The 24,598-nt window shown below is 64.5% G+C and carries 23 protein-coding genes and 1 tRNA gene; 14 read left to right on the top strand and 10 right to left on the bottom strand.

The window, feature by feature from the left end:
• Positions 1-5: 5 nt before the first annotated feature.
• Positions 6-434 (bottom strand): hydroxyphenylacetyl-CoA thioesterase PaaI, encoded by a 429-nt coding sequence (gene paaI, locus SPO_RS03740; protein ID WP_011046490.1) that lies wholly within the window; start codon positions 432-434, stop codon positions 6-8.
• Positions 435-436: 2 nt separating this feature from the next.
• Positions 437-1,222, bottom strand: a complete 786-nt coding sequence (paaG, locus tag SPO_RS03735; RefSeq protein ID WP_011046489.1) for a 2-(1,2-epoxy-1,2-dihydrophenyl)acetyl-CoA isomerase PaaG — start codon at positions 1,220-1,222, stop codon at positions 437-439.
• A gap of 102 nt (positions 1,223-1,324) precedes the next feature.
• On the opposite strand from paaG, the gene SPO_RS03730 reads away from it, so the two are divergent.
• From SPO_RS03730 to SPO_RS03700, 7 genes are all read left to right on the top strand, one after another.
• Positions 1,325-3,370, top strand: coding sequence for an FAD-dependent oxidoreductase (locus SPO_RS03730; protein ID WP_011046488.1), 2,046 nt, complete (start codon positions 1,325-1,327; stop codon positions 3,368-3,370).
• Positions 3,371-3,441: 71 nt separating this feature from the next.
• Positions 3,442-4,461 (top strand): TRAP transporter substrate-binding protein, encoded by a 1,020-nt coding sequence (locus SPO_RS03725; protein ID WP_011046487.1) that lies wholly within the window; start codon positions 3,442-3,444, stop codon positions 4,459-4,461.
• 56 nt (positions 4,462-4,517) lie between these two features.
• Positions 4,518-5,024: a TRAP transporter small permease gene (locus SPO_RS03720; protein ID WP_011046486.1), complete on the top strand. Its 507-nt coding sequence runs from the start codon at positions 4,518-4,520 to the stop codon at positions 5,022-5,024.
• Positions 5,021-6,373 carry a TRAP transporter large permease gene (locus tag SPO_RS03715; protein WP_011046485.1) on the top strand — a complete coding sequence of 451 codons (1,353 nt, stop codon included), beginning with the start codon at positions 5,021-5,023 and terminating at the stop codon, positions 6,371-6,373. Before SPO_RS03720 ends, SPO_RS03715 begins: the two co-directional genes overlap by 4 nt.
• 156 nt (positions 6,374-6,529) lie before the next feature.
• Positions 6,530-8,551, top strand: a complete 2,022-nt coding sequence (paaZ, locus tag SPO_RS03710) for a phenylacetic acid degradation bifunctional protein PaaZ (protein WP_011046484.1) — start codon at positions 6,530-6,532, stop codon at positions 8,549-8,551.
• A gap of 78 nt (positions 8,552-8,629) precedes the next feature.
• Positions 8,630-9,430, top strand: coding sequence for a PaaX family transcriptional regulator C-terminal domain-containing protein (locus SPO_RS03705; protein WP_011046483.1), 801 nt, complete (start codon positions 8,630-8,632; stop codon positions 9,428-9,430).
• 101 nt (positions 9,431-9,531) lie between these two features.
• On the top strand, positions 9,532-10,509 hold the full coding sequence (locus SPO_RS03700) for an alpha/beta fold hydrolase (protein WP_011046482.1): 978 nt from the start codon (positions 9,532-9,534) through the stop codon (positions 10,507-10,509).
• A 12-nt stretch (positions 10,510-10,521) separates the two neighbouring features.
• On the opposite strand, the gene glpD is transcribed toward SPO_RS03700, so the two are convergent.
• The 3 genes from glpD to SPO_RS03685 all read right to left on the bottom strand — a co-directional run bounded on the left by glpD (position 10,522) and on the right by SPO_RS03685 (position 13,201).
• Complete coding sequence (gene glpD / locus SPO_RS03695; RefSeq protein ID WP_011046481.1) at positions 10,522-12,093, bottom strand: glycerol-3-phosphate dehydrogenase; 1,572 nt, start codon at positions 12,091-12,093, stop codon at positions 10,522-10,524.
• Positions 12,086-12,859 carry a DeoR/GlpR family DNA-binding transcription regulator gene (locus SPO_RS03690; RefSeq protein WP_011046480.1) on the bottom strand — a complete coding sequence of 258 codons (774 nt, stop codon included), beginning with the start codon at positions 12,857-12,859 and terminating at the stop codon, positions 12,086-12,088. Before SPO_RS03690 ends, glpD begins: the two co-directional genes overlap by 8 nt.
• 266 nt (positions 12,860-13,125) lie before the next feature.
• Positions 13,126-13,201, bottom strand: a tRNA-Trp gene (locus SPO_RS03685).
• A gap of 142 nt (positions 13,202-13,343) precedes the next feature.
• Here SPO_RS03685 and SPO_RS03680 point away from each other — a divergent pair.
• Entirely contained in the window at positions 13,344-14,045 is a 702-nt protein-coding gene (locus tag SPO_RS03680) for a lysophospholipid acyltransferase family protein (protein WP_011046479.1), read from the top strand.
• 231 nt (positions 14,046-14,276) lie between these two features.
• Here SPO_RS03680 and tuf read toward each other — a convergent pair whose 3' ends face one another.
• From tuf to SPO_RS03665, 3 genes are all read right to left on the bottom strand, one after another.
• Entirely contained in the window at positions 14,277-15,452 is a 1,176-nt protein-coding gene (gene tuf, locus SPO_RS03675; protein ID WP_011046478.1) for an elongation factor Tu, read from the bottom strand.
• 107 nt (positions 15,453-15,559) lie between these two features.
• Complete coding sequence (locus SPO_RS03670) at positions 15,560-16,150, bottom strand: hypothetical protein (protein ID WP_044027900.1); 591 nt, start codon at positions 16,148-16,150, stop codon at positions 15,560-15,562.
• A 100-nt stretch (positions 16,151-16,250) separates the two neighbouring features.
• Entirely contained in the window at positions 16,251-18,599 is a 2,349-nt protein-coding gene (locus SPO_RS03665) for a DNA topoisomerase IV subunit A (RefSeq protein ID WP_011046476.1), read from the bottom strand.
• 215 nt (positions 18,600-18,814) lie between these two features.
• On the opposite strand from SPO_RS03665, the gene SPO_RS03660 reads away from it, so the two are divergent.
• The 4 genes from SPO_RS03660 to SPO_RS03645 all read left to right on the top strand — a co-directional run bounded on the left by SPO_RS03660 (position 18,815) and on the right by SPO_RS03645 (position 21,208).
• Complete coding sequence (locus SPO_RS03660; RefSeq protein WP_030003182.1) at positions 18,815-19,450, top strand: SH3 domain-containing protein; 636 nt, start codon at positions 18,815-18,817, stop codon at positions 19,448-19,450.
• A 75-nt stretch (positions 19,451-19,525) separates the two neighbouring features.
• Entirely contained in the window at positions 19,526-20,353 is an 828-nt protein-coding gene (locus SPO_RS03655; protein ID WP_011046474.1) for an SDR family NAD(P)-dependent oxidoreductase, read from the top strand.
• Positions 20,354-20,431: 78 nt separating this feature from the next.
• Positions 20,432-20,632: a twin transmembrane helix small protein gene (locus SPO_RS03650; protein WP_011046473.1), complete on the top strand. Its 201-nt coding sequence runs from the start codon at positions 20,432-20,434 to the stop codon at positions 20,630-20,632.
• 3 nt (positions 20,633-20,635) lie between these two features.
• Positions 20,636-21,208: a cob(I)yrinic acid a,c-diamide adenosyltransferase gene (locus tag SPO_RS03645; protein WP_011046472.1), complete on the top strand. Its 573-nt coding sequence runs from the start codon at positions 20,636-20,638 to the stop codon at positions 21,206-21,208.
• A gap of 166 nt (positions 21,209-21,374) precedes the next feature.
• Here SPO_RS03645 and SPO_RS03640 read toward each other — a convergent pair whose 3' ends face one another.
• Positions 21,375-21,740 carry a VOC family protein gene (locus tag SPO_RS03640; RefSeq protein WP_011046471.1) on the bottom strand — a complete coding sequence of 122 codons (366 nt, stop codon included), beginning with the start codon at positions 21,738-21,740 and terminating at the stop codon, positions 21,375-21,377.
• A gap of 198 nt (positions 21,741-21,938) precedes the next feature.
• Between SPO_RS03640 and SPO_RS03635 the strand changes: the two genes are divergently transcribed.
• Together SPO_RS03635 and SPO_RS03630 are read left to right on the top strand one after the other, a co-directional pair.
• Positions 21,939-22,697 carry an electron transfer flavoprotein subunit beta/FixA family protein gene (locus SPO_RS03635; protein ID WP_011046470.1) on the top strand — a complete coding sequence of 253 codons (759 nt, stop codon included), beginning with the start codon at positions 21,939-21,941 and terminating at the stop codon, positions 22,695-22,697.
• Positions 22,697-23,626: an electron transfer flavoprotein subunit alpha/FixB family protein gene (locus tag SPO_RS03630; protein ID WP_011046469.1), complete on the top strand. Its 930-nt coding sequence runs from the start codon at positions 22,697-22,699 to the stop codon at positions 23,624-23,626. The genes SPO_RS03635 and SPO_RS03630 overlap by 1 nt, the downstream gene beginning before the upstream one ends.
• Positions 23,627-23,685: 59 nt before the next feature.
• Here SPO_RS03630 and SPO_RS03625 read toward each other — a convergent pair whose 3' ends face one another.
• On the bottom strand, positions 23,686-24,516 hold the full coding sequence (locus SPO_RS03625; protein WP_044027899.1) for a DUF6473 family protein: 831 nt from the start codon (positions 24,514-24,516) through the stop codon (positions 23,686-23,688).
• Between the last annotated feature and the right edge of the window lie 82 nt (positions 24,517-24,598).

The raw sequence follows: 24,598 nt of genomic DNA, 5'->3' as shown, positions 1-24,598 counted from the left end.
TCGCCTTAATCCTCGTCGAACAGGTGGCCCTTGATCGCCCGGGACATACCCCGAAACTCGGCGATGGTGCGGCCGTCCTGATTGGTCACTTTCACGTCGTAAATCCCGCTGCGCCCGGTCAGGCTGACCTCGGTCGCGGTGGCGGTCAGCCGGTCGCCCAAATGGCCCGGCGCGATATAGCTGATCACGTTATGCTGGGCGACGGTCGACTGGTTGCGGCTGTTGCAGGCAAAGGCGAATGCGCTATCGGCCAGCATGAAGGTCACGCCGCCGTGGCAGATGCCATGCCCGTTGCAATGATGCGCGGCGACGGTCAGTTCCAGCACCGCCAGCCCCTCGTCGACGCGGGTAATCTCCATCCCCGCCCATTTCGAGGCGTTGTCGTCCGACCACATGGCCGCAGCCGACCGTTCCGCCCGTTCTTTTGGTGTCATGCTCACTTACCCTGAAACCTTGGCGCGCGCTTTTCCAGAAAGGCGCTGACACCCTCGGCATAATCGGCGCTTTCGCCACAGGTTTTCATGGCATCGGCCTCGAGTTCAAGATGATCTTCGAGCGTGTCGACACAGGCCGCCTGAATGCAGCGCTTGGTCAGGCCAAAGCCCAGCGTCGGACCATTGGCGAACTGCTCGGCCATGGCGCGGGCCTCGGTCATCAACTGGTCGTCAGGCAGCGCCTTCCAGATCAGGCCCCAGTCTTCGGCCTGTTTCGCAGGCAGGGGTTGTGCGGTCAGCGCCAGCCCCTTGGCGCGCGCCTCGCCCAACAGGCGCGGCAGGTGCCACGAGCCGCCGGTATCGGGGATCAGCCCCACCTTGGCAAAAGACTGGATGAACTTGGCGCTTTCGCCCGCCAGCACGATGTCGCAGGCCAGCGCTATATTGACCCCCGCGCCTGCGGCCACGCCGTTGACGGCGCAGATCACCGGGAAATCGAGCGAGCGGATCAGCCGCACCAAAGGCGCATAGAAGGTGCGCACGGTATAGCCCAGATCGGGCGGGCCGTCCATTTTCGACGGATCGCGGTCGCCCAGATCCTGACCCGCGCAGAACCCGCGCCCGGCGCCGGTGAGCAGCACCGCGCGGGCGCCATTGTCGCGCGCGCCTTCCAGCGCGGCGCGCAGGGCCAGATGCATCTCGTCGGTGAAGCTGTTCAGCCGATCCGGGCGATTCAGCGTGATTTCCACCCAGTTGCCATGATCTTGCGCAAGAATCGTATCGCTCATCTCCGCCCCGCTTTGCGAATGTTTCAACAACCATCTTGCATAAACCGAACGGTTGGTCAATAAATTCTTCGCAATTGATTCTCGACCGGTGGAGGCGGGCAGATGGGCGAAAACCAGGTGGTTACGGTAAGGCGCGACGGCGATATCGCCTGGGTCGAGATCGACAGCCCGCCGGTCAACGCGACCTCGACGCCGGTGCGTGCCGGGTTGGCCCGTGCGGTGGCCGAGGTGCAGGGCGCCCGCGTCGCGATCCTGACCTGCGCCGGCCGCACCTTTGTCGCCGGTGGCGACATGACCGAATTCGACCGCCCCGCCGAGGAACCGCATCTGCCCGACGTGGTGCAGATGATCGAAGACAGCGAAACGCCCTTTGTTGCGGCGATGCATGGCACGGTTCTGGGCGGTGGGTTTGAGATCGCGCTGGCCTGCGCCTGGCGCATCGCCGCGCCGGGCACCAAATTCGGCCTGCCCGAGGTCAATGTGGGCCTGATCCCCGGCGCGGGCGGCACCCAACGCGCGCCGCGCCTGATCGGCATGATGGCGGCCATCGACATGGCCTGTTCGGGCAAGATGCTGGATGCCGCGCAGATGCTGGCGCTGGGGGGGCTCGACCAGGTTGCCGAGGGCGATTTGCGGGCTGCCGCACAGGGCTTTGCCAAGGGTCTGCCGCCACGCCCGGAAAAGACCCGTCTGCGGCAGGTGCAGGCGCTGAACAGCGAGGCGTTGGCTGAGGCCAAGCGCGCCCTGTCCAAGGCGGCCAAGGGCCGTGCCGCGCCGCTGCACAATCTCGACGCGCTGCAATGGGCCGCCTTGCCCTTTGACCAGGGCCAGCCGCGCGAACGCGCCCTGCATCTGGGCCTGCGCCAGTCCGACGAAAGCCGCGCCCTGCGCTATGCCTTCTTTGCCGAGCGTCTCGTCGCCCGGCCCGACGCCATCGCCGGAGTCACCCCACGCGAGCTGACCCGCGTTGCCATTGTCGGCGGCGGGCTGATGGGCGCCGGGGTCGCCATGGCCTGTCTTGGCGGCGGGCTGAGTGTCACCGTCATCGAGCGCGATGCGGCGGCGGCTCAGGCGGCGCAGGAGCGGGTTGCCGGGCTGGTCGCAGCGGGCGTCAAGCGCGGCAAGATCAGCCCCGACGCCCAGGCCGACATGCTGGCCCGGCTCGCCACCACCGACACCTATGCCGATGCCTCCGATGCCGATCTGGCCATCGAGGCGGTGTTCGAGGATCTCGACGTCAAGCGCATAGTCTTTGCTGATCTGGCCGCCGTGATGCGCCCCGACGCCATTCTGGCGACCAATACCTCCTACCTCGATCCGCAACTGGTCTTTGCCGGTATCGCGAACCCCGCCCGCTGCTTGGGCCTGCATTTCTTCAGTCCGGCGCATGTGATGAAGCTGCTCGAAATCGTCAAAACCCCCGATACCGCGCCCGAGGTGCTGGCCACCGGCTTTGCGCTCGGCAAGCGGCTGCGCAAGATTTCGGTCCTGTCAGGCATCTGTGACGGGTTCATCGGCAACCGGATGCTGGCCGCCTATCGGCGCGAGGCGGAATACCTGCTGGCCGACGGTGCCCTGCCGCATGAGGTGGACGCCGCGATGCGGGCGCAGGGGCTGCCGATGGGGCCATTCGAGTTGCAGGACCTGACCGGGCTGCAAATCGCCTGGGCCAACCGCAAGCGGCAAGCGGCCACCCGCGACCCCGCCGAACGCTATGAGCGCATCGCCGATATGCTCTGCGAGATGGACCGTCTGGGCCAGCGCAGCGGCAAGGGCTGGTACCGCTATGCCGAAGGATCGCGTTCCCCGGAACGCGACCCCGAGGTCGAGACGCTGATCGTCGACTATTCGGCCAAACGGGGCATCACCCGGCGCCCTTTCAGCGCCGAAGAGATCGCCCAGCGCCTGCTGGCGGTGCTGGCCAACGAAGGCGCGCGAATCGTTTCCGAAGGCATCGCCGAGCGCGCCGAGGATGTCGATATGGTGCAACTGCACGGCTACGGCTTTCCGCGTCACCGGGGCGGGCCGATGCATCTGGCCCAATCGCAAGGTTGGGAAAAATCCATGGAAATCATGGAATTGGTCGCCAGCGAAAGCCCCGACTCGTGGGTTCTGGCGCCAAGGGGAGACCCATCAGCAGAAATTTAACCGCCGTTGATGGTTACAAAAAGGACCATTAACGCATTCTCGACTCACGTTTTCAGGGAGGAGTAAAACCCATGAAACTGACCAAACTCAGCACCCTTCTGGCCTCGGCGGCGATGGCCGTCAGCGGAACCATCGCGATGGCGGCGGATTACACGCTGACCATCTCCAGCTGGGCGCCGCCGACCCACGGCATCAACGCGATGATGTGGCCCAAGTTCGTCGAGATGGTCGAAGAGGCCACCGACGGTCAGGTCACCGCCGAGCTGAAGCTGGGCATCGCCCCGCCCCCCGCTCAGATGGACCTGATCCAGGACGGCGCCGCCGATCTGTCGATCATCTTCCACGGCTACCAGCCGGGTCGCTTTGTCACCACCAAGCTGATCGAACTGCCGGGCTATGAGGGTTCTGCCGAGGCCGCTTCGGTCGCCTATTGGCGCGCCTATGACCAGTATCTGAGCAAGGCCGACGAGCATCGCGGCGTCAAGCTGATCGCCCTGCACACCCATGGCCCGGCGCAGCTGCACTCGACCGCGCCGGTCACCGACATGGCGCAGATCGCGGGCCTCAAGGTGCGCATCCCCGGCGGTGTCGGCGGCGATGTGGGCACTGCCCTGGGCGCCACCGGCATCCAGGTTCCCGCCCCCAAGGTCTATGAAACGCTCGCCTCCAAGGCCGCCGATGGCGTGGTGATGCCGTTTGAATCGCGCAAGGGCTTCAAGCTGACCGAGGTTGCCCAGAACGTCTATGAGATGCCCGGCGGCCTCTATCGCGGCTCCTTCGCCTTCATCATGAACGAAGACAGCTTTGCCGACCTGCCCGAGGACATCCAGCAGGCGCTGGAGGATAAGGTGTTCGGCGAGCCGCTGAGCCGCGAGATCGGCAAGATCTGGGACGAGATCGACGCCATCGGCCGGACCGAGACCGAGGCCACCGAAGGCAACGCGATCAACGCAGCCTCGGCCGCCGATCTTGAGAAGTTCGCCGCCATCGCCGCCGATGTGCGCGAAAAGGTGATTGCCGAGGTCGCCGCCGCCGGGATCGACGCCCAGGCCGCCTATGACCTGATCAAATCGGAAATGGCCGCCAACTGAGCCATTTCAGCGGGGCGGCGGTTATCGCCGCCCCAGCCAGCCCGCCGGAGGAGCCCATGACGTCCCTGATCCGGCTTGCCCGCCACGCCAGCTTTGCGCCTGTGTTGGTGGCCTGCCTTGCCCTCTTCATCCTGATGGTGATGACCTTCTGCGACGTGATCCTCAGATCCGTCCTGAATGCGCCCATCGAGGCCGCGACCGAACTGACCCGCATCCTGATGGCGGTGCTGGTGTTCTCGGTCCTTCCCATCATCTCGGTCAACAACGGCCAGATCGCCGTCGACCTGACCGATGGTCTGTTTCATCGCCTGCGGCTGGACCGTATCCGTGACGGGCTGATTCATCTGGTCAGCGGTATCATGCTGTACTGGCCGATGAGCCGCGTCTGGATCCTGGCCGAACGCTCGCGCGACTATGGCGACGTGACCGAATATCTGGCGATCCCGACCTATATCGTGGGCTGGTTCATCGCCATTTCCGTGGGCATCAGCGCGGTGGCGCTGGTCATCACCGGCCTCTTGCATCTCTTCGCTCCCCGCCTGCTTTCGGAGGCCCTGAAATGACTGCCGCACTGATCGGTTTTGCACTTGTCCTGGTGCTGGTGCTGCTGCGCCTGCCCATCGTCTTTGCCATGGGTCTGGTCGGCACGCTGGGCTTTGCCTACGAGCGGGGCGGCTCGATCCTGGATGAACGCGGGCTCAAGGCCGCGATGTCCATGGTGGGCCGTCAGGTGATGGATACCGCGCAGGATTACGGCCTCAGCGTGGTGCCGCTGTTTATCCTGATGGGGCTTTTCGTCAACAAGGGCGGCATGGCGCGCGAGCTTTATGCGGTGTCGAACGCATTCCTGGGCCATTTCCGGGGTGGCATCGCCATGGCAACGGTTGCCGCCTGTGGTGGCTTCTCGGCCATCTGCGGCTCGTCGCTGGCCACGGCGGCCACCATGTCCAAGGTCGCGATGCCGGAAATGCGCCGCTACGGCTATACCGACGAGCTGTCGACCGCGTCCATCGCGGCGGGCGGCACGCTGGGCATCCTGATCCCGCCTTCGGTCATCCTGGTGATCTACGGGTTGTTGACCGAAACCTCGATCGGCAAGCTGTTCATGGCGGGGATCATTCCCGGTATCCTGGGCATCCTGTTCTATCTCTTTGCCGTGCGCTGGACCGTGTGGCGCAATCCCGAAGCGGGCCCCGCGGGTGAACGTGCGGGCTGGGGCGAGCGGGTGCGTGCACTGGGTTCGGTCTGGGCGGTGCTGTTGCTGTTCTTCCTGGTGATCGGCGGGCTGTATGGCGCTTTCGACTTTCACCCTCTGAATCTGACCTTCTCGCCGACCGAGGCGGCAGGCATGGGCGCGGCAGGCGCCTTTCTGATCGCGCTTTTCCGGGGTGGGTTGACGGTTGGGTCCACCTTCGAGGTGCTGAAAGAGACCAGCTTTACCGCCGCATCCCTGTTTTCGGTGCTGATCGGGGCGCAGGTGTTTTCCAACTTCATCAACCTTGCCGGCCTACCCGAGGCGCTGATCGCCATGGTCACCGCCTATGATGTGGCGCCGTTTGTGGTGATCCTGATGATCCTCGGCATCTACATCATCCTGGGCTGCGTGTTTGAATCGCTGTCGATGCTGCTGCTCACCGTGCCGATCTTCTTTCCGCTGGTCACCTCGCTGGGATATGATCCGATCTGGTTCGGCATCGTGGTCGTGGTGGTCACCGAGATCAGCCTGATCACCCCACCCGTGGGCCTCAATGTTTTCATCCTCAAGGGCGTGGTTGGCGATGTCTCGACCGGCACGATCTTTCGCGGGGTGACGCCGTTCTGGATCGCCGACATCTTCCGGCTGGCGCTGATCGTACTGGTGCCGGTGGTGGTGCTCTACCTGCCGCAGCAGATGGGCGCGATGGGCCACTGACCCCTGATCCGCCGGGCCGAAAGGTCCGGCGGTTTTCGTTTGTGTACGTCAATATGTTGGAATTTTATTGACCGACCGTTCGGTCGCGAATACCATCCCTCACAATTCGCGCCCTGAACCGGCTAGACTGGCGGGCGACAGGAACAGGAGACTGCCATGGCCCTTCAACAGATTTCCAGCTTTGCCGCCGGCCAATGGGTCGCGCCCGGTGCGGGCGCCCGCACCATCGCCTCGGCCATCACCGGTGCGCCGATCGCCAGCGCGGGCAATGACGCGCTCGACGTGCTGGCGATGCTTGATCATGCCCGCAACACCGGCGGCCCCGCCCTGCGCAAGCTGGGGTTCCATGACCGCGCCCGCATGATCAAGGCGCTGGGTCAGGCGCTGAACGCCCGCAAGGCCGAGCTGTACGCCGCCAGTTTCGACACCGGCGCCACCCAGTCGGACCACCTGATCGACATCGACGGCGGCATCGGCACCATGTTCGTCTTCGCCTCCAAGGGCCGGCGCGAGATGCCGGACGGCCAGATCTATCTGGACGGCGAGGTGGAACAGCTGAGCCGAAATGGCACCTTCCTGGGCCAGCATGTGTGCACCCCGCTGCAAGGGGTCGCGGTGCATATCAACGCCTTCAACTTCCCGGTCTGGGGTATGCTGGAGAAGCTGGCCCCCACCCTGTTGGCTGGTGTCCCCTCTATCGTCAAACCCGCCACCAACAGCTGCTATGTCACCGAACTGGCCGTGCGCATCATGCTGGAGGCCGAGATTCTGCCCGCGGGCGCCCTGCAACTGGTGTCGGGCGGCCTTGGCGACATGCTGGATCATCTGGACTGTCAGGATGTGGTCAGCTTCACCGGCTCCGCCGATACCGCGCTGAAACTGCGCTCGAACCCGGTGATCCTGCAAAACTCGGTGCGTTTCGTCGCCGAACAGGACAGCCTGAACGCCTCGATCCTTGGCCCCGACGCGGAACCCGGCACGCCCGAGTTCGACCTGTTCATCAAGGAGGTCGCGCGCGAGATGACCACCAAGGCGGGGCAGAAATGCACCGCGATCCGCCGCATCATCGCGCCGCAGCCGCGTGTCGAGGCGGTGATCGAGGCGCTGAGCGCGCGCCTGTCCAAGACCGTGATCGGCGACCCGCGTGACGAGGCGACCCGCATGGGCGCGCTGGTCTCGGGCGGGCAAAAGGCCGATGTGCTGGCCAAGGCCGCGATCATCGGGCAAGAGGCCGAACAGGTGTTCACCATGGACCCCGGCCTGTCCGGCGATCTGGCCAACGGCGCATTCGTGCCGCCGATGCTGTTCCATTGCGCCGATCCCGACCGCGCCCAGCGCGTGCACGATACCGAGGCATTCGGCCCGGTCTCGACCGTCATGGGCTATCGCGACGTGGATCACGCGGTGACGCTGGCCAATCGCGGCGGCGGCTCGCTGGTGACCTCGCTGATCACCCATGACGCCGATGTGGCACGCGATGTGGTGATGGGCGCAGGCGCCTTTCACGGGCGCATCTACATCAACAACCGCGACTCGATGAAGGAATCGACCGGTCACGGCTCGCCTCTGCCCCATATGGTGCATGGCGGCCCCGGCCGCGCCGGCGGGGGCGAGGAAATGGGCGGCGTGCGTGGCGTGAAACATTACATGCAGCGCACCGCCGTGCAGGGCTCGCCCGAGATGCTGGCGCGGATCGGCGGCAAATGGGTGCCGGGCGCGAACGAGGTCGCAGGCCCCGCGCATCCCTTTACCCGCCGCTATAACGAGCTGTCGATTGGCGAGACGCTGAACACCGCCGCGCGCACCGTCACCATGGACGATATCGAACATTTCGCCCATTTCACCGGCGACACCTTCTATGCCCATATGGATGACGCCGCCGCCAAGCGGAACCCGTTCTTCCCGGGCCGGGTGGCGCATGGCTATCTGTTGCTCAGCTTTGCCGCCGGTCTGTTCGTCGAGCCGAACGAAGGGCCTGTGCTGGCCAATACCGGGCTGGACGGTCTGCGCTTCATGAAACCGGTGTCGGCCGGGGACAGCATCAAGGTGCGCCTGACGGTCAAGAAAAAGACCCGCCGGACCGAGGACTATGGCGAAGTGCGCTGGCATGTGACGCTGACCAATCAGGATGACGAGATGGTCGCGGAATACGAGCTGCTGACCATGAACGCCTATTGAACGCACTGGCCCCCGACCATGGCTGCCGGGGGCCAGAAAGCGATTCTCTTTTATCTCGGGGCGGCTTAGACTGTTCGTATGACACGACACACCCCCTGGTTCGACACCGCCGTCACCCGGCTTGCCGACCCGCAGAACCAGCGGGTCTGGTCGATCATCGTCTCGCTGCTGGGGGATCTGGCCCGGCGCAAGGGCGACCGGATTTCGGGCAGCGCGCTGACCCGCATTACCCAGCCGATGGGCATCAAACCCGAGGCGATGCGCGTCGCGCTGCACCGGCTGCGCAAGGATGGATGGATCGAAAGCAGCCGCGAGGGGCGCAGTTCGGTCCATTACCTGTCCGAATATGGCCGCACCCAATCGGACCGCGTGACCCCCCGCATCTATACCCGCACACCCGAATTGCCCGAGGCCTGGCATATCCTGATCGCCGAGGATGGCAGCAGCCTCAACACGCTCAACGACCTGCTGCTGACCGACACCTATATCGGGATCGGGCGCACGGTGGCGCTGGGATCCGGGCCGGTACCCGGGGATTGCGACGATCTGGCCGGGTTCGAGGTGAGCGCCCGCGCCATTCCCGGCTGGCTGCAAACCCGCCTCTTCCCCGAGGATCTGGGGACCGCCTGTCAGAGCCTGCATCAGGATTGCGCCGAATTGCGCGCGGCGGGCGTGCCCGGGCTGCTGACCCCGTTTCAGGTGGCAACCCTGCGCACGCTGCTGGTGCATCGCTGGCGCCGGGTGGCCTTGCGCCATCCCGACCTGCCCGCTGCCTTCCAGCCCCGGGGCTGGATGGGACCCGCCTGCCGCGAGCAGGTCTTTGCCCTGCTCGACGCCCTGCCGCTGCCGCCCCTGCCCGCGCTGAACGAAGCCGAATGAACCTGCGGCGCAGGGCGGATTTTTCAACGCAACGGCTGGCAACCGGGGACGACACTGACTAGGCTCGCGCACCAGACGCCTCCCGAGAGTTCCCTGCCCCGATGTCGCTTGCCTTGATCCTTGCCCTTGCCCCGCTTGCCCTAGTCCTGCTGGTTCTGATCCTTGGCTGGATCAGAACCCGGATGCTGGCCCGGCGCGCCGCGACATTGGTACCGCAAATGGGTCAGATACAGCCGGTGAGTGGTGGCGCCATCCATTATGTCGAGGCGGGCGATCCGGCCAGGCAGACGCTGGTGCTGATCCACGGGCTGGCCGGGCAGTTGCAGCATTTCACCTATGCGCTGGTTGACCGGCTTTCCCAGGATCATCACGTCATCGCACTGGACCGGCCCGGCTGCGGCTATTCCACCCGCGATGGCGCCGCGCTGGCCAAGCTGCCGGAACAGGCCCGGATGATCGCAGAGTTCCTCGACACCAAGGGGATCAAGGATCCCGTGCTGGTGGGCCATTCGCTGGGCGGGGCGATCGCACTGGCCATGGCGCTGGAACGTCCGCGCAAGGTGGCCGGGCTGGCGCTGATCTGCCCGCTGACCCATCACATGGCCGGGGCGCCTGCCGTGTTTCGCCCGCTCGAGATTCGCAATGCCCGGCTGCGCCGCCTGATCGGGCGTACCATCGCGGTGCCACTGGCCAACTGGACGGCGCAGCAAACCCTGAGAGAGGTCTTCGCGCCCGAGGATTTCCCCGAGGATTTCCTGGACCGCGCGGGCGGCGCGCTGGGGCTCAGGCCGCAGGCCTTTGTCACTGCGTCCGAGGACGTGGTGGGCGCCGATGCCAGCATCGCCGCCCAGGCGCAGCGCTATCGCGACCTGGAAGTGCCCGGCGCGATCCTGTTCGGGGCCGAGGACGCAGTGCTGCTGCCCACCCAGCACGGTGTCCCGATGAAGAAATTCGGCCTGCGCTGCGAGCTGTTGCCCGGGCGCGGCCATATGCTGCCGATCACCGCGCCGGAGGAATGCGAGGAGTTCATTCGCGGCGTGTCGATCTCGACCCGGGTCCCCGCCACCCTGCGCAGCTAGCACCGGCCAGGGTCAGCCGCGCGCCGAGATATAGGCCTCGATCCGCGCCACCTGGTCGGGTGTCAGCCGCAAGCCCAGCTTGGTGCGGCGCCACAGGAAGTCTTCGGCGCTGCGCACCCATTCCCTGGACATCGCCCAATCCAGCTCGTGCGCGGTGATGGTGGCACCGAAATCCTCGCCCAGCGCCTCGGCATTGCCGGCCTCGCCCAGCATCGCCGCCGCCTCGGTCCCATAGGCCCGCACCAGCCGCGCGGCCCAGGCCTGCGTAAGGAACGGGTATTGCCGCATCAACCCCTCGGTCAGCGCCGCTACCCCATCGACGGGAAAATCGCCCCCGGGCAGGGCAACGCCCGCCGTCCATTTTCCGGCAAGGCCCGGAAAGAACGGCGCGATCTTGTCCAGCGCCGATTCCGCCAGACGCCGATAGGTGGTGATCTTGCCGCCAAAAACGTTGAGCACCGGCGCTCCGCCGTTTCGATCGACCTTGAGCACATAATCGCGCGTGGCCGCCGTTGCCGAACTGGCCCCGTCATCATAGAGCGGGCGCACCCCCGAATAGGTCCAGACCACATCCTCGGGCGTCAGCTGTCGCTTGAAATACTCCGAGGCGAACCGCAGCAGATAGTCCCGTTCACCCTCGGTGCAGGTTGGGTGCGCGTCCGGATCGTGATGCTCCTGATCGGTGGTGCCGATCAGGGTGAACTCGCCCTCGTAGGGGATCGCGAATATGATCCGCCCATCGGTGCCCTGAAAGAAGTAACAGCGGTCATGATCGAACAGCCGCCGGGTCACGATATGGCTGCCCCGCACCAGCCGCACCTGTTCCGACGAGTTGAGCCGCAGCGCGCCATGGATCAGCTCTCCGACCCAGGGGCCACCGGCGTTCACCAGCACCCGGGCGCACAGCGTGCGGGTGTCTCCCGTCACCGTATCCTCGAGCGTGACGGTCCAGTGATCGGCGCCGCGCGTGGCCGAAACAACCTTGGTCCGCGTCATGATCCGCGCCCCGCGCGCCGCCGCATCCCGCGCGTTCAGCACCACCAGCCGGGCATCTTCGACCCAGCAGTCGGAATATTCATAGGCCTTGCGAAACCGCTCCTGCAAGGGCGCTCCTGCCGGGTCGCTGCTCAGGTCCAGCGTGCGGGTGCCAGGCAGGATCTTGCGCCCGCCCAGATGGTCATACATGAACAGCCCCAGCCGGATCAGCCAGGCCGGGCGGCGGCCCTTCATCCAGGGCATCACCGTCGACAACAGCCGCGAGGTGGGCGTGTCATTCTCGAACCGCATGTCGGGGTGATAGGGCAGCACAAAGCGCATCGGCCAGCTGATATGCGGCATCGCGCGCAACAGCATCTCGCGCTCGATCAGCGCCTCGCGCACCAGACGGAACTCGAAATACTCCAGATAGCGCAGCCCGCCATGAAACAGCTTGGTCGAGGCCGAGGAGGTGGCCCAGGCCAGATCCTTCATCTCGGCCAACGCCACCGACAGCCCCCGCCCCGCCGCATCGCGTGCGATGCCGCAGCCATTGATGCCGCCGCCAATGACAAAAAGGTCATAGACCCGGGTATCGGTCTCAGTCATCGGTCTGCTCCGCGATGAGGATTTCGGTTTCGGTCTGTTCGGCGCGCCGCAGAAACTCGGCCGGCGGCGCGCGGTCGGTCACCACATAGTCAAGCTCTGCCAGATCGCAGATCCGCACCGGGGCGGCGATGTCGAACTTGGACCCGTCACAAACCAGAATACGGCTGCGCGCATTGCGCAGGATGGCGCGGGCCACCGAAACCTCGCGTGCGTCGAAATCCAGGATCGCGCCGTCGGCATCCATCGCCGAGGCGCCGATCACCGCGAAATCGACCTTGTAGCGCGAGATGAACTCGACCGCGTCCTCGCCCACGATGGCGCCATCGCTTTGCCGGACCGCGCCGCCCACCAGCACCAGTTCCTTGGACGGGGTGCCGATCAGCAAGTTGATGATGTTGATGTTGTTGGACAACACGGTCAGGCCGCGATGACCCGACAGGGCGCGGGCAACCTGTTCCGTAGATGTCCCGATATTCAGGGTGACCGAGCTGTCATCGGGGATCAGAGAGGCCGCAAGCGCCCCCATTGCCGCCTTTTGCCCGCGATGCAGCTGGCGGCGAGCGCCATATTCGCGGTTCGACACCGTTTCGACCCGCACTGCCCCGCCATGGGTCCGCTTGAGCAGCCCGCGATCGTGCAGATCGCGCAGATCGGCGCGCACCGTCTGGCTGCTGACCCCGAAATCGAGGGTCAGTTCATCGACACCGACTCGCTCCTGCTGGCGCAGCTTCTGCAAAATCTCGTGTTGCCGTGCTTCCGCATCCATGACTCGCGCCTCCTGTCCTGGCCGTTATAGATCCGTGCGTGGCAAGTGTCACTCACTTGGCTTTCACTTTATTTCGTTTTTCTGGGCTTTGAAACCGTCTCAGCGATGTTTCGCAAAAGGCGGTGGCCACGCGCAAAAGATTGCCGCCGTCCCTTGCAAGGCGGCGCCTGCGCGGTGGGCCACTGCTCGTGACATGTGCCAGGCTCGCACAGGCAACAGCGCGGCGACTAGACGGTAGAGCATAGTTTGATGGTGATGTCGGGAAGTGGCAGGGGCAGCAGGGTTCGAACCCGCGACCTACGGTTTTGGAGACCGTCGCTCTACCAACTGAGCTATACCCCTATCGTGGCGATGGAGATATGCCACGACCGCGACGGACTCAAGCCCCTTTTCACCGCGCGAGCGCAAAAAGAGAGCCCGGAAAGACGTTGCACAGCGGCGCCTGTCGGGTATGACGGTTCCGGTCCGAACCGAAGGAGGCGCCATGAGCCTGCGCAAGAAGATCGCCGACAGCGAAGCGGTGCTGAACTGGGTCGCCCGGCGGATCGCATCCTATATTCGCCTGGTGCACCGCAACACCAGCTGGCAGCGCATCGGGTATGAGGAACTGGACCAACTGGCGGCAGCCGGAGAGCCGGTGATCGTGGTGCTCTGGCATCAGCGGTTGGCGCAATCGCCCTATTTCTTTCCGCTCGACAAGGGGCGGATCTGCTCGATCACCTCGGCCGCGCGGGCCGGCAGCATGGTGGGCCGGGTGCAGCAACTCTTCGGCATGGATACAATCGCCATGTCCAGCCACAAGCGCCATGTGGCGCTGTCGCGCGAGGTGCTGGGCAAGATGAAGGACGGTATCTCGATCGGCATCGCCGCCGATGGCCCGCGCGGGCCGGAGCGGGTATCCTCGACCGTGCCGCTGGTCTGGGCGCGCAGCTCGGGCAAGCGGGTGTTCGGGATTACCTATTCGGTGCGACACGGGCGCGAGATGGGCAGTTGGGACCGTCTGCTGTTACCACGCCCCTGGCGCAACGACGGCGTTTTCCTGTGTCGGGAATGGACCGATCCCGTGCCGCGCAAGGCCTCGGAAGAGGAGTTTGAGGCCCTGCGCCAGAGCCTGGAACGGCATATGAACGAGATCACGGCAGAGGCGGATCTGATGGTCGGCCGCACGCCCTGGACGGGGAAATGAACTGGTTCGGCGGCGGTCCGAGATTATTCGTCGAATAATCTCGTGTGCTGGCTCGTTTGTGGACATGAAAAAAGGCCGCTCCGGGGGAGCGGCCTTTTCTATTCGTCACCTTTGTCGCACCTGGCAGATTTTCCGGAGGAAAATCTCCTGGAGCAACCAGGTGCGTCTCGGGGTCACCGATTACTCGATGATCTTCGACACATCCCTGACGGTGCGTCTGGGGATCACCGATTACTCGATGATCTTCGACACAACGCCGGCGCCGACGGTGCGGCCGCCTTCGCGGATGGCGAAACGCAGGCCGTCTTCCATCGCGATCGGGGCGATCAGCTCGACGGTGAAGCCAACGTTGTCACCCGGCATCACCATCTCGGTGCCTTCGGCCAGCGTCACGGTGCCGGTCACGTCGGTGGTCCGGAAGTAGAACTGCGGACGGTAGTTCGCGAAGAACGGGGTGTGACGGCCGCCCTCTTCCTTGGTCAGGATATAGGCTTCGGCTTCGAACTTGGTGTGCGGGGTCACCGAACCGGGCTTGCACAGCACCTGGCCGCGCTCGACGCCTTCACGATCGATACCACGCAGCAGCGCGCCGATGTTGTCGCCGGCTTCACCGCGGTCCAGCAGCTTGCGGAACATTTCCACACCGGTGCAGGTGGTGGTCTTGGTGTCGCGAATGCCGACGATCTCGATCGAGTCGCCAACGTTGATCACGCCACGTTCCACACGCCCGGTCACCACGGTGCCACGGCCCGAGATCGAGAACACGTCTTCGATCGGCATCAGGAAGGGCTGGTCGACCGCACGCGCCGGGGTCGGGATGTACTCGTCGACCGCCGCCATCAGCGCGCGGATCGATTCTTCGCCCATCGACGGCTCGGTGCCGTTCATCGCGTGCAGCGCCGAACCCCGAATGATCGGAATGTCATCGCCCGGATAATCGTACGAGGACAGCAGCTCGCGGATTTCCATCTCCACCAGTTCCAGCAGTTCCTCGTCATCCACCTGGTCGACCTTGTTCATGTAGACAACCATGAAGGGAATGCCGACCTGACGGCCCAGCAGGATGTGCTCGCGGGTCTGCGGCATCGGGCCGTCAGCGGCGTTCACAACCAGGATCGCGCCGTCCATCTGCGCCGCGCCGGTGATCATGTTCTTCACATAGTCGGCGTGGCCGGGGCAGTCGACGTGAGCGTAGTGACGCGAGTCGGTCTCGTATTCCACGTGGGCGGTCGAGATGGTGATCCCGCGCGCTTTCTCTTCCGGCGCGCCGTCGATCTGGTCATACGCCTTGAAATCGCCGAAATACTTGGTGATCGCTGCGGTCAGCGTCGTCTTGCCGTGGTCAACGTGGCCAATCGTACCGATGTTGACGTGCGGTTTACTACGCTCAAACTTTTCCTTTGCCATTCCTCAGGCGCCCTTTTGCGGTTTGGGGGACCCTTCGTCCCGGTTTCCTACTGCGCGCGCGGGATATTTGGTTCACAGGAGAAAATCAAGCCAATCCTGACCGAATGTCAGCCCTGCGCCGGTTTCACCGGCGTTCCGGTCGTGGCTTCCGCATCCGGGCGCGGAGCGAACCAGCCATTTTCCTTGTGCTGCTCGACCAGCCAGTCCTCGATCTCGCCAACGGCATTGCGCGAGAGACCCATCAACTGCTCTTCCCTGGTGCGGGCATTGCCCGACCCCATCAGCCAGGATTCGCCGGTGGTCGCCTCGAACACGGTGAATTGTTCCACCTCGGGGTTCAGCTTGCTCTGCCCGGCATCATCCCAGACAGTGACATTGATGATCAGCGCCGATTTCGGGCTGTAGATCACCGGCACGCCCGGCGGCGCCAGCATGTACCCTTCGACACTGATGCCCAGGTGATAGAACTGGTCACCCTGATACCGCGAGAAGCGTTCGCCCACCGCCGCCTTGAGCGCGGTTTCCCATTCCTCGGCGGTCGCATCGCGCGAGATCGGGCCTTTTTGCGCCTTGGACGCCACCACCACATTATGTCCCAGCTTGAAGGCGCCCAGATCCTCCAGTGGCTCGTCGGGCGTCGCGGCGGTGCAGGCGGCCAGCAGGGCAAGCCCGGTCAGCAGGGAAAGAACTCGGATCATGATCGCATCTCGGCAAGCGTTGGGTTGCAGCGGATGTAGCCTACGGATGCGGCCCGTGCCAAGCCGCATCGGCAGGAAATGGCAAAGCGCGGCGGAAGTGTCACTTGAACTTGTAGCTGCGCGGGAAGCCATAGGGCGGGCGCTTGCCGACGCTGGCGCGCTTGGCCAGCCACTGGCTCAGGTCGGTCTCGTGGCGGGTCTTGTCGCCGCCCATCGACCATTTCAGCCCCTCGGCCCAGGTGAATGTCGTCACATCGCTCAGCCCGCCATCGAGTTCCAGCGCCCCCTGCTTGCCGCGCGCCATGTTGTACTTCTGCAGGCGCACGCCCTTGCCGCGGCCCATTTCGGGCATCTCGTCCAGCGGGAAGACCAGGAACTTGCCGTTCTGCGACACCACCGCCACATGATCGCCGGCGACAGGCACGCAGATCAGCGCCCGTTCGTCATCGCGCACGTTCAGCACCTGTTTGCCGGTGCGGGTCTGCGCGACCACCTCGGTCTCGGGCACCACAAAGCCATTGCCCGCGGTCGAGGCGACCAGCAGCTTGCGCTCGGGCTGGTGGATCAGGATATCGACGATCTCGGCCTCGTTGGGCAGATCGACCATCAGGCGCAGCGGTTCGCCCATGCCGCGCCCGCCGGGCAGATTGGCGGCGCCGATGGTGTAGAACCGCCCGTTCGAGGCAAAGACCAGCAGCTTGTCGGTGGTTTCCGCGTGGAAGATGAAGCGCGGCCCGTCGCCGTCCTTGAACTTCAACTCGCGGGTCAGGTCGATATGGCCGGTCATGGCGCGGACCCAGCCCATCTGCGAGCAGACCACGGTGATCGGCTCGCGCTCGATCATCGCCTCGAGCGGCACCTCTTCGACCTCGCCCGCCTCGGCAAAACGGGTGCGCCGCGCACCACCGGGGAAATCCTTGCCAAAGGTCTTTTTCGTCTCTTTCAACTGGTCCGAAATGCGCGCCCATTGCAGGGCGGGATCGGCCAGCAGATCCTCGATCTCGGCGCGTTCGGCCATCAGGGCGTCGCGTTCGCGGATCAGTTCCATTTCCTCAAGCCGGCGCAGGCTGCGCAGGCGCATGTTGAGGATCGCCTCGGCCTGCACCTCGCTCAGCTCGCCCTCGCCCGGAGCGGGCGAGACATAATCCGCCTCGTTCAGCGCGCGGGGGTGGTCGATGCCCCATTCCTCGCGCATCAGCGCCGCCTTGGGGTCCTCGTCATAGCGGATGATGTCGATCACCCGGTCCAGGTTGAGGAAGGCGATGATGAAACCTTCGAGCACTTCGAGCCGGTGGTCGATCTTGCCCAGCCGGTGGCGCGAGCGGCGCAACAGCACCTCTTGCCGGTGATCGAGGAAGGCGCGCAGCACCTCTTTCATCGAACAGACCTTGGGCGTGACCCCGTCGATCAGCACGTTCATGTTCAGGCTGAACCGCACCTCGAGATCCGAGTTGCGATAGAGCATGCCCATCAGCACCTCGGGATCGACATTCTTGGTGCGCGGCTCAAGGATCAGGCGGATGTCATCGGCGCTTTCGTCGCGCACATCGGCAAGGATCGGCACCTTCTTGGTCTGGATAACCTCGGCCAGCTTTTCGATCAGCTTCGATTTCTGAACCTGATAGGGGATCTCGGTGACCACGATCTGCCACTGGCCCCGGCCCAGATCCTCGACCTCGTATTTGCAGCGCAGCCGGAAAGAGCCCCGCCCGGTGCGATAGGCCTGGGCGATGCTTTCGGGCGGCTCGACGATGATGCCGCCGGTGGGGAAATCGGGACCGGGCACATAGTTCAGCAGAGTGTCGTCGCGCGCATCGGGCGTCTTGATCAGATGCAGGCAGGCGTCGCACAGCTCGGCAATGTTATGGGGCGGGATGTTGGTGGCCATGCCAACCGCGATGCCGCTGCTGCCATTGGCGAGCAGGTTCGGAAACTGCGCGGGCAGCACCACCGGCTCGGTGAGCGTGCCATCATAGTTGTCGCGAAAATCGACCGCATCTTCGTTCAGACCATCCAGCAGCGCCTCGGCGACGATGGTCATCCGCGCTTCGGTGTATCGGCTGGCGGCCGGGTTGTCGCCGTCGATATTGCCGAAATTCCCCTGCCCGTCGACCAGCGGGTAACGGACGTTGAAATCCTGCGCCAGACGCGCCATCGCGTCATAGATCGCCGCGTCGCCATGCGGGTGATAGTTGCCCATCACATCGCCCGAGATCTTGGCCGACTTGCGGAACCCGCCCGAGGAACTGAGTCGCAATTCGCGCATCGCATAGAGAATCCGGCGGTGCACCGGCTTCAGCCCATCGCGCGCATCGGGCAATGCCCGGTGCATGATCGTGCTCAGCGCATAGGTCAGATATCGCTCGCCAATGGCGCGCCGCAGCGGTTCGGACACCTGATGCCCGCCGCCGTCTTGCTTCATGTTGGGGTCGTCGATCGTATCGCTCATAGATGATGTGATACGCGCTCTGTCGTTTCTGGTAAAGCGACAGGCGGCGAATTTGCTGGGGACAACTTTCCGGGCGATAATAAGTTCGGGGAAAACAAACTGTTTTTACCCCATTTTTGGACTCCCTGCGCAGGATATGTTAAAATTTGATCGGCCAGTCTGCGGCCGGTTTCACTCAGTCTATTTTCATTTCGTGTGTTCACGGGAGGCGCACCATGCGCTTTGTCATCATCTCTTTCGCCGTTCTCGGCTTTGCCTTCTGGGAACTCAGCGGCGGCGCCGATTTCGAACCGCGCGGCCTGCGTCCGGCCAAGCCCGAGCGCGTCGCGGCACAGCCTGCCGCCAAGCCCGAACCGCTGGTCCAGGTCGAACCCGCAAAGCTGGTCGCAAAAGTGTCGCTGACCCCCTATACGCCCGGCCCGACACCGGTCGAAAAGGCGGCACTGACCTCGCAAGAACAGCTGGAGCGCCTGGCCCGCGCCCGCGCCAGCCTGAACAAGGGGCTGACCCTGTTCGACGACGATGCCGCCCAGGGCGGGACTCTGACCCTCGCCTCGCTCGAAGGCGGGATTCTGGCACTGGGGGTCGAGCCCGGAGAACCCGAGCCGGCAGCCGAGCCCCAGACCTTCACCTATGACCGCCCGGCGCCCGACCTGCGCGAGATCACCGGATCGCGCGTCAACATGCGGGACGGACCCGGCACGCTCTATCCCGTCATCAGCCGTCTCACCCTGGGCCACAAGGTCGAGGTGCTGGACGATTCGGGCACCGGCTGGCTGCGCCTGCGGGTGCTGCCCGAGCAACAGATCGGCTGGATCGCCGCGTCGCTGGTCAGCAAAAAGTCGAACTGAGACGTTCGACCCATTGCCCAGCCCGCTCGGGCGCCCTAGCAATAGGCTCCAACCGGGGCGGCGCTGGACAAATTCATGGCAAAGACAATCCTCATCACCGGCTGTTCGTCGGGCATCGGACTTGCGGCGGCCCATGGCCTGCGGGCGCAGGGCTGGCATGTGTTCGCCGCCTGCCGCCAGCAGCGCGATTGCGACCGGCTGCGCGCCATGGGCTTCGACAGCCCGCGCATCGACTATGACGATGCCGAGTCGATCGCCTCGGGGCTGGCCGAAGTGCTGGACGCCACCGGCGGCACCCTGGACGCGCTGTTCAACAACGGCGCCTTTGGCATGCCCGGTGCGGTCGAGGATGTGCCCACCGAGGCGTTGCGGGCCATTTTCGAGACCAATTTCTTTGGCTGGCACGAGCTGACCCGACGGGTGATCCCGGTGATGCGCGCCCAGGGCCACGGCCGCATCGTGCAATGTTCGTCGGTTCTGGGTCTGGTCGCCTTTCCCTGGCGTGGCGCCTACGTGGCCACCAAATACGCGCTGGAGGGGTTGAGCGACACGCTGCGCCTGGAACTGGCCGATACCGGCATCCACGTGGTGCTGATCGAACCCGGCCCGATCACCTCGAAACTGCGCGAAAAGGCGATCCCGCATTTCGAGCGCCATATCGACTGGCAAGGTTCTGCCCTGCGCGCAAAATACGAAGGCGGGCTGCTCAAGCGGCTTTACGAGGATCGCGGGCCGGACCGGTTCGAACTGCCACCTTCGGCGGTGACCGCCAAGCTGATCCATGCGCTAGAGGCGCGTCGCCCCAGGCCGCGCTACTATGTCACCACGCCGACCTATATCGCCGGAATCCTGCGCCGAATCCTGCCCACACGACTGAGCGACCGGGTGCTTGGCCGTATCTGACCGCAAAAACCGGTTCGCTTTTGGTGGCCAGGCCGCTAGATCAGGCGCGACACAGGGATTGGGAAAGCGAGGCTCTGCATGGATCTGTTGATGATCGTGATGTTTATGGCGATGGGCGCTGTCGTCATCGTGCTGATGATCGGGCTTGGCGGTTTCGCCAAGGGCGGGACCTTCAACGCGAAATACGGCAACAAGATGATGCGGCTTCGGCTCCTGTTCCAGTTCATCGCGGTGCTGCTGATCCTGCTCTATGTCTATCTGCGCGGTCAGGGGAGCTAAGCCATGGTTGTCCTGAACAAGATCTACACCCGCACCGGCGACAAGGGGCAGACCGCATTGGGCAACGGGGCCCGGGTCGCGAAATATTCCGACCGTGTGGCGACCTATGGCACCACGGACGAGCTGAATGCCTTTGTCGGAGTGGCCCGGCTGGAGGCGGATGGAGACATGGACGCCGCGTTGTCGCGAATTCAGAACGACCTGTTCGACCTCGGCGCCGATCTGTGCCGCCCCGAGATGGAGAAGGATGCCGAGGCGGAATATCCGCCGCTGCGCATGATCGCGGCCCAGGTCGCCCGGCTCGAACAGGAGATCGACGCGATGAATTCCGACCTCGACCCGCTGCGTAGCTTCATCCTGCCCGGCGGCTCTGCGCTGGCGGCGCATCTGCATGTCTGCCGCACCGTGGCCCGGCGCGCCGAGCGGCTGGCTGTGGAATTGGCCGAGGGCGAGACAGTGAACCCGCAGGCCATCACCTATCTGAACCGGCTGAGCGATTGGTTCTTCGTCGCCGCCCGCACCGCCAACAACGGCGGCAAGGACGACGTCTTGTGGATTCCCGGAGCGAACCGCTGAGCATAGCGAAGCGGTGGGGCGTCCAGTGGACGGCCCGGCGACGGGACGCGCGAACCGCTGAGCCGACCCAAAGCTTCGAAACCTGTTCGCGTCCCTCGGGATGGCGAGAAAATTCTTGAGAAAGAATTTTCCCCAAAAAATTTGCAATTTTTTGGCCCCGCCCGGCTCAGGCCGGTTGCCACAACTCTATCGGGTTGCCTTCCGGGTCGGTCAGCCTGGCGAAGCTGCCATTGGGATAGGGCGAGCCCGGGTCCGGCTGAACCTCGATCCCTGCTGCGCGCAGCTGCGCGATCATCGCCTCCAGATCGCGCACCCGGAAATTCAGCATGAACCCTTTTCCGGGATCCCCGAAATACGCGCTATCCTGGGCAAAGGGTGCAAAAATTGTCGCACCCGCGCTCTGCTGCCAGCAGCGCCCGGAATAATCCCCCGGCGCCGGGTCGATCCCCAGATGCTGCTGGTACCACTCCGCCAGCGCTTTGGGGTCTTTTGCCCTGAAAAAGAAGCCTCCGAACCCGTCGACCCGTTCCATCTCTCCCTCCCGGCGCCATCCTGCCGACAGAGTAACAAAATTTCCCTCGCGGCGCGAGAATTGGCGAAAACGCGACGTCGATTGCACATGACGTGACGATTTTGCCCTGTCCCGGCACGCGCCAAGTCGCTATCAAACGCGGCGAGAGCATTGGGAGTCGCATGGCGGCTTGCCGTTTTTGAAGGAGAAAACGCAAAGATGAAGGTCCTTGTACCCGTCAAGCGCGTGATCGACTACAACGTGAAGGTTCGTGTGAAAGCGGACGGATCGGGTGTCGATCTCGCCAATGTGAAGATGTCGATGAACCCCTTTGACGAGATTGCCGTCGAAGAGGCCATCCGCCTGAAGGAAGCCGGCAAGGCCGAAGAGATCGTCGTGGTCTCGATCGGCGTCAAGCAGGCGCAGGAAACCCTGCGCACCGCGCTGGCGATGGGCGCCGACCGCGCCATCCTGGTGGTTGCCGCCGATGATGTGCATCAGGACATCGAGCCGCTGGCGGTTGCCAAGATCCTGGCCAAGATCGTCGAGGAAGAACAGCCGGGCATCGTTCTGGCCGGCAAGCAGGCCATCGACAACGACATGAACGCCACCGGCCAGATGCTGTCCGCGCTGCTGGGCTGGAGCCAGGGCACCTTTGCCTCGGAACTGAATGTCGAGGGCGATCACGCGCTGGTCACCCGCGAGGTGGACGGCGGCCTGCAGACCATCAAGGTGAAGATGCCCGCCATCATCACCGTCGACCTGCGCCTGAACGAGCCGCGTTATGCCTCGCTGCCCAACATCATGAAGGCGAAGAAGAAGCCGCTGGATGAAAAGACCGCTGCCGATTACGGCGTCGATGTCAGCCCGCGCCTGGAAATCGTCAAGACCGAAGAGCCGCCGGCACGTGCCGCTGGCATCGTGGTGGGCTCGGTCGACGAGCTGGTCGCGAAACTCAAAGAAGCGGGGGCTGTGTAATGGCTGTTCTTCTCCTTGCCGAAGTGACCGGTGGCGAACTGGCGCTGGACGCAACCGCCAAGGCGGTGAGCGCCGCCAAGGCCCTGGGTGACGTGACCGTGCTGGCCGCTGGTGCATCCGCCGCCGCAGCCGGTGAAGCCGCCGCCAAGATCGACGGCGTCTCCAAGGTGCTGGTCGCCGAGGATGCCTCGCTGGGTCATCGCCTGGCCGAAGCGACCGCCGCGCTGATCGTCGGCCTCGCCGATGGCTACGAGCATATCGTTGCCCCCGCGACCACCGACGCCAAGAACGTGATGCCGCGCGTGGCCGCGCTGCTGGACGTGATGGTGCTGTCGGATGTGTCGGGTGTGGTCGACGGCTCGACCTTCGAGCGCCCGATCTATGCCGGCAACGCGGTGCAGACCGTCAAGTCGAAGGACGCCAAGAAGGTCATCACCTTCCGCACCTCGACCTTTGACGCCGCTGGCGAAGGTGGCGCGGCCCCGGTCGAAACCATCTCGGTCGGCGACAATCCCGGCCTCAGCGAATGGGTCGAGGACAAGGTGGCTGCCTCTGACCGTCCCGAGCTGACCTCGGCAGGTATCGTGGTGTCGGGCGGCCGTGGCGTGGGCTCGGAAGCGGACTTCAAGCTGATCGAGGCCCTGGCCGACAAGCTGGGCGCCGCGGTTGGCGCCTCGCGTGCGGCGGTCGACTCGGGCTACGCCCCCAACGACTGGCAGGTTGGCCAGACCGGCAAGGTCGTGGCGCCCAACCTCTATGTCGCGGTGGGTATCTCGGGTGCGATCCAGCACCTGGCCGGCATGAAGGACTCCAAGATCATCGTCGCGATCAACAAGGACGAAGAGGCACCGATCTTCCAGGTCGCCGATTTCGGACTGGTCGCCGACCTGTTCCAGGCGGTTCCGGAATTGACCGAAAAGCTCGGCTGAGGCCGGGGACAAGATTTTTCGACGAAAAATCTCGCAAGGCCCGCCCGTTGGCGGGCCTTTTACGTGTCGATGTCCTGAAGCGCGCGATACAGGCGGTCGGCGATCACCTGGTGCATCACCGGCCCGATGGAATGTTCGGCCGCCGGTTCCTGCAACATGCCGAAGATCATATCTCCCAACTCGTCGGACTGACCCGCCATCTGTACCGGCACCTCGACCGTGGCGCGCACCCTTGATGCCAGGCCGGCCACCATCTTGGGCGTCACCATCAGCGGCTCGGGGCCCAGCGCCTCGGCCGGATCGTCGGGGCGCTGGTGACGATAGCGCAGCCAGAGCAGGACCACCCGGCTGCCCAGCACGTCGACGGCACTGCGCATCCGCGCCTGCCAGGCCTGCTGCAACTCTGCGCGGACAACGGTGAACCGCTCTGCCGAAATCTCGTACAGACGTCCCAGCAGGTGCTTGTTGAAATGGAACTCGGTAAAATCCACCTCGTCATACAGCGCCGCCAGCATGGGCGAGGCTTCGAGGAACCGGTCATTGCGGCGTGGATGTACCCGGTAGAGCCGGTTCGACAGGTTCTGCGCCCCGGGAACCTGCAGCACGCAGAACTCCGCCGCCTGGGCCAGACGCGCCAGTTCCGGGTCAAGCAGAATGGCGTCGAGCCCGCTGTTGATACTGCCAAGGTTGACACAGGCCTCCCCAAGGCGCTGTTCCAGCAACGCCGGATAGGGATCGGGCACGAAGCGCCCGAATGTCTCGGTGCTGCCGATACAGGCCACATAAGGCGCGTTCAACTCCCGAACCGGACCCCGAAAGCGCAGCTTTGACAGGCCATAGCGACAGGTCGCGGCCTCGGGCGCCCCCGCGCCCGGCAATTCATAACTCATGGCTCCCACCATTTCGATTTTTCACCCAATGGTCACTTTGCCGCCGCAAGCGTTGCGATTCGGCTAATGCGCGGATTTGAAG

This window comes from Ruegeria pomeroyi DSS-3 (assembly GCF_000011965.2).
Taxonomy (GTDB): domain Bacteria; phylum Pseudomonadota; class Alphaproteobacteria; order Rhodobacterales; family Rhodobacteraceae; genus Ruegeria_B; species Ruegeria_B pomeroyi.
Note: the sequence above shows the minus strand (reverse complement) of the source record. Positions and strands in the feature narration are given on the sequence as shown.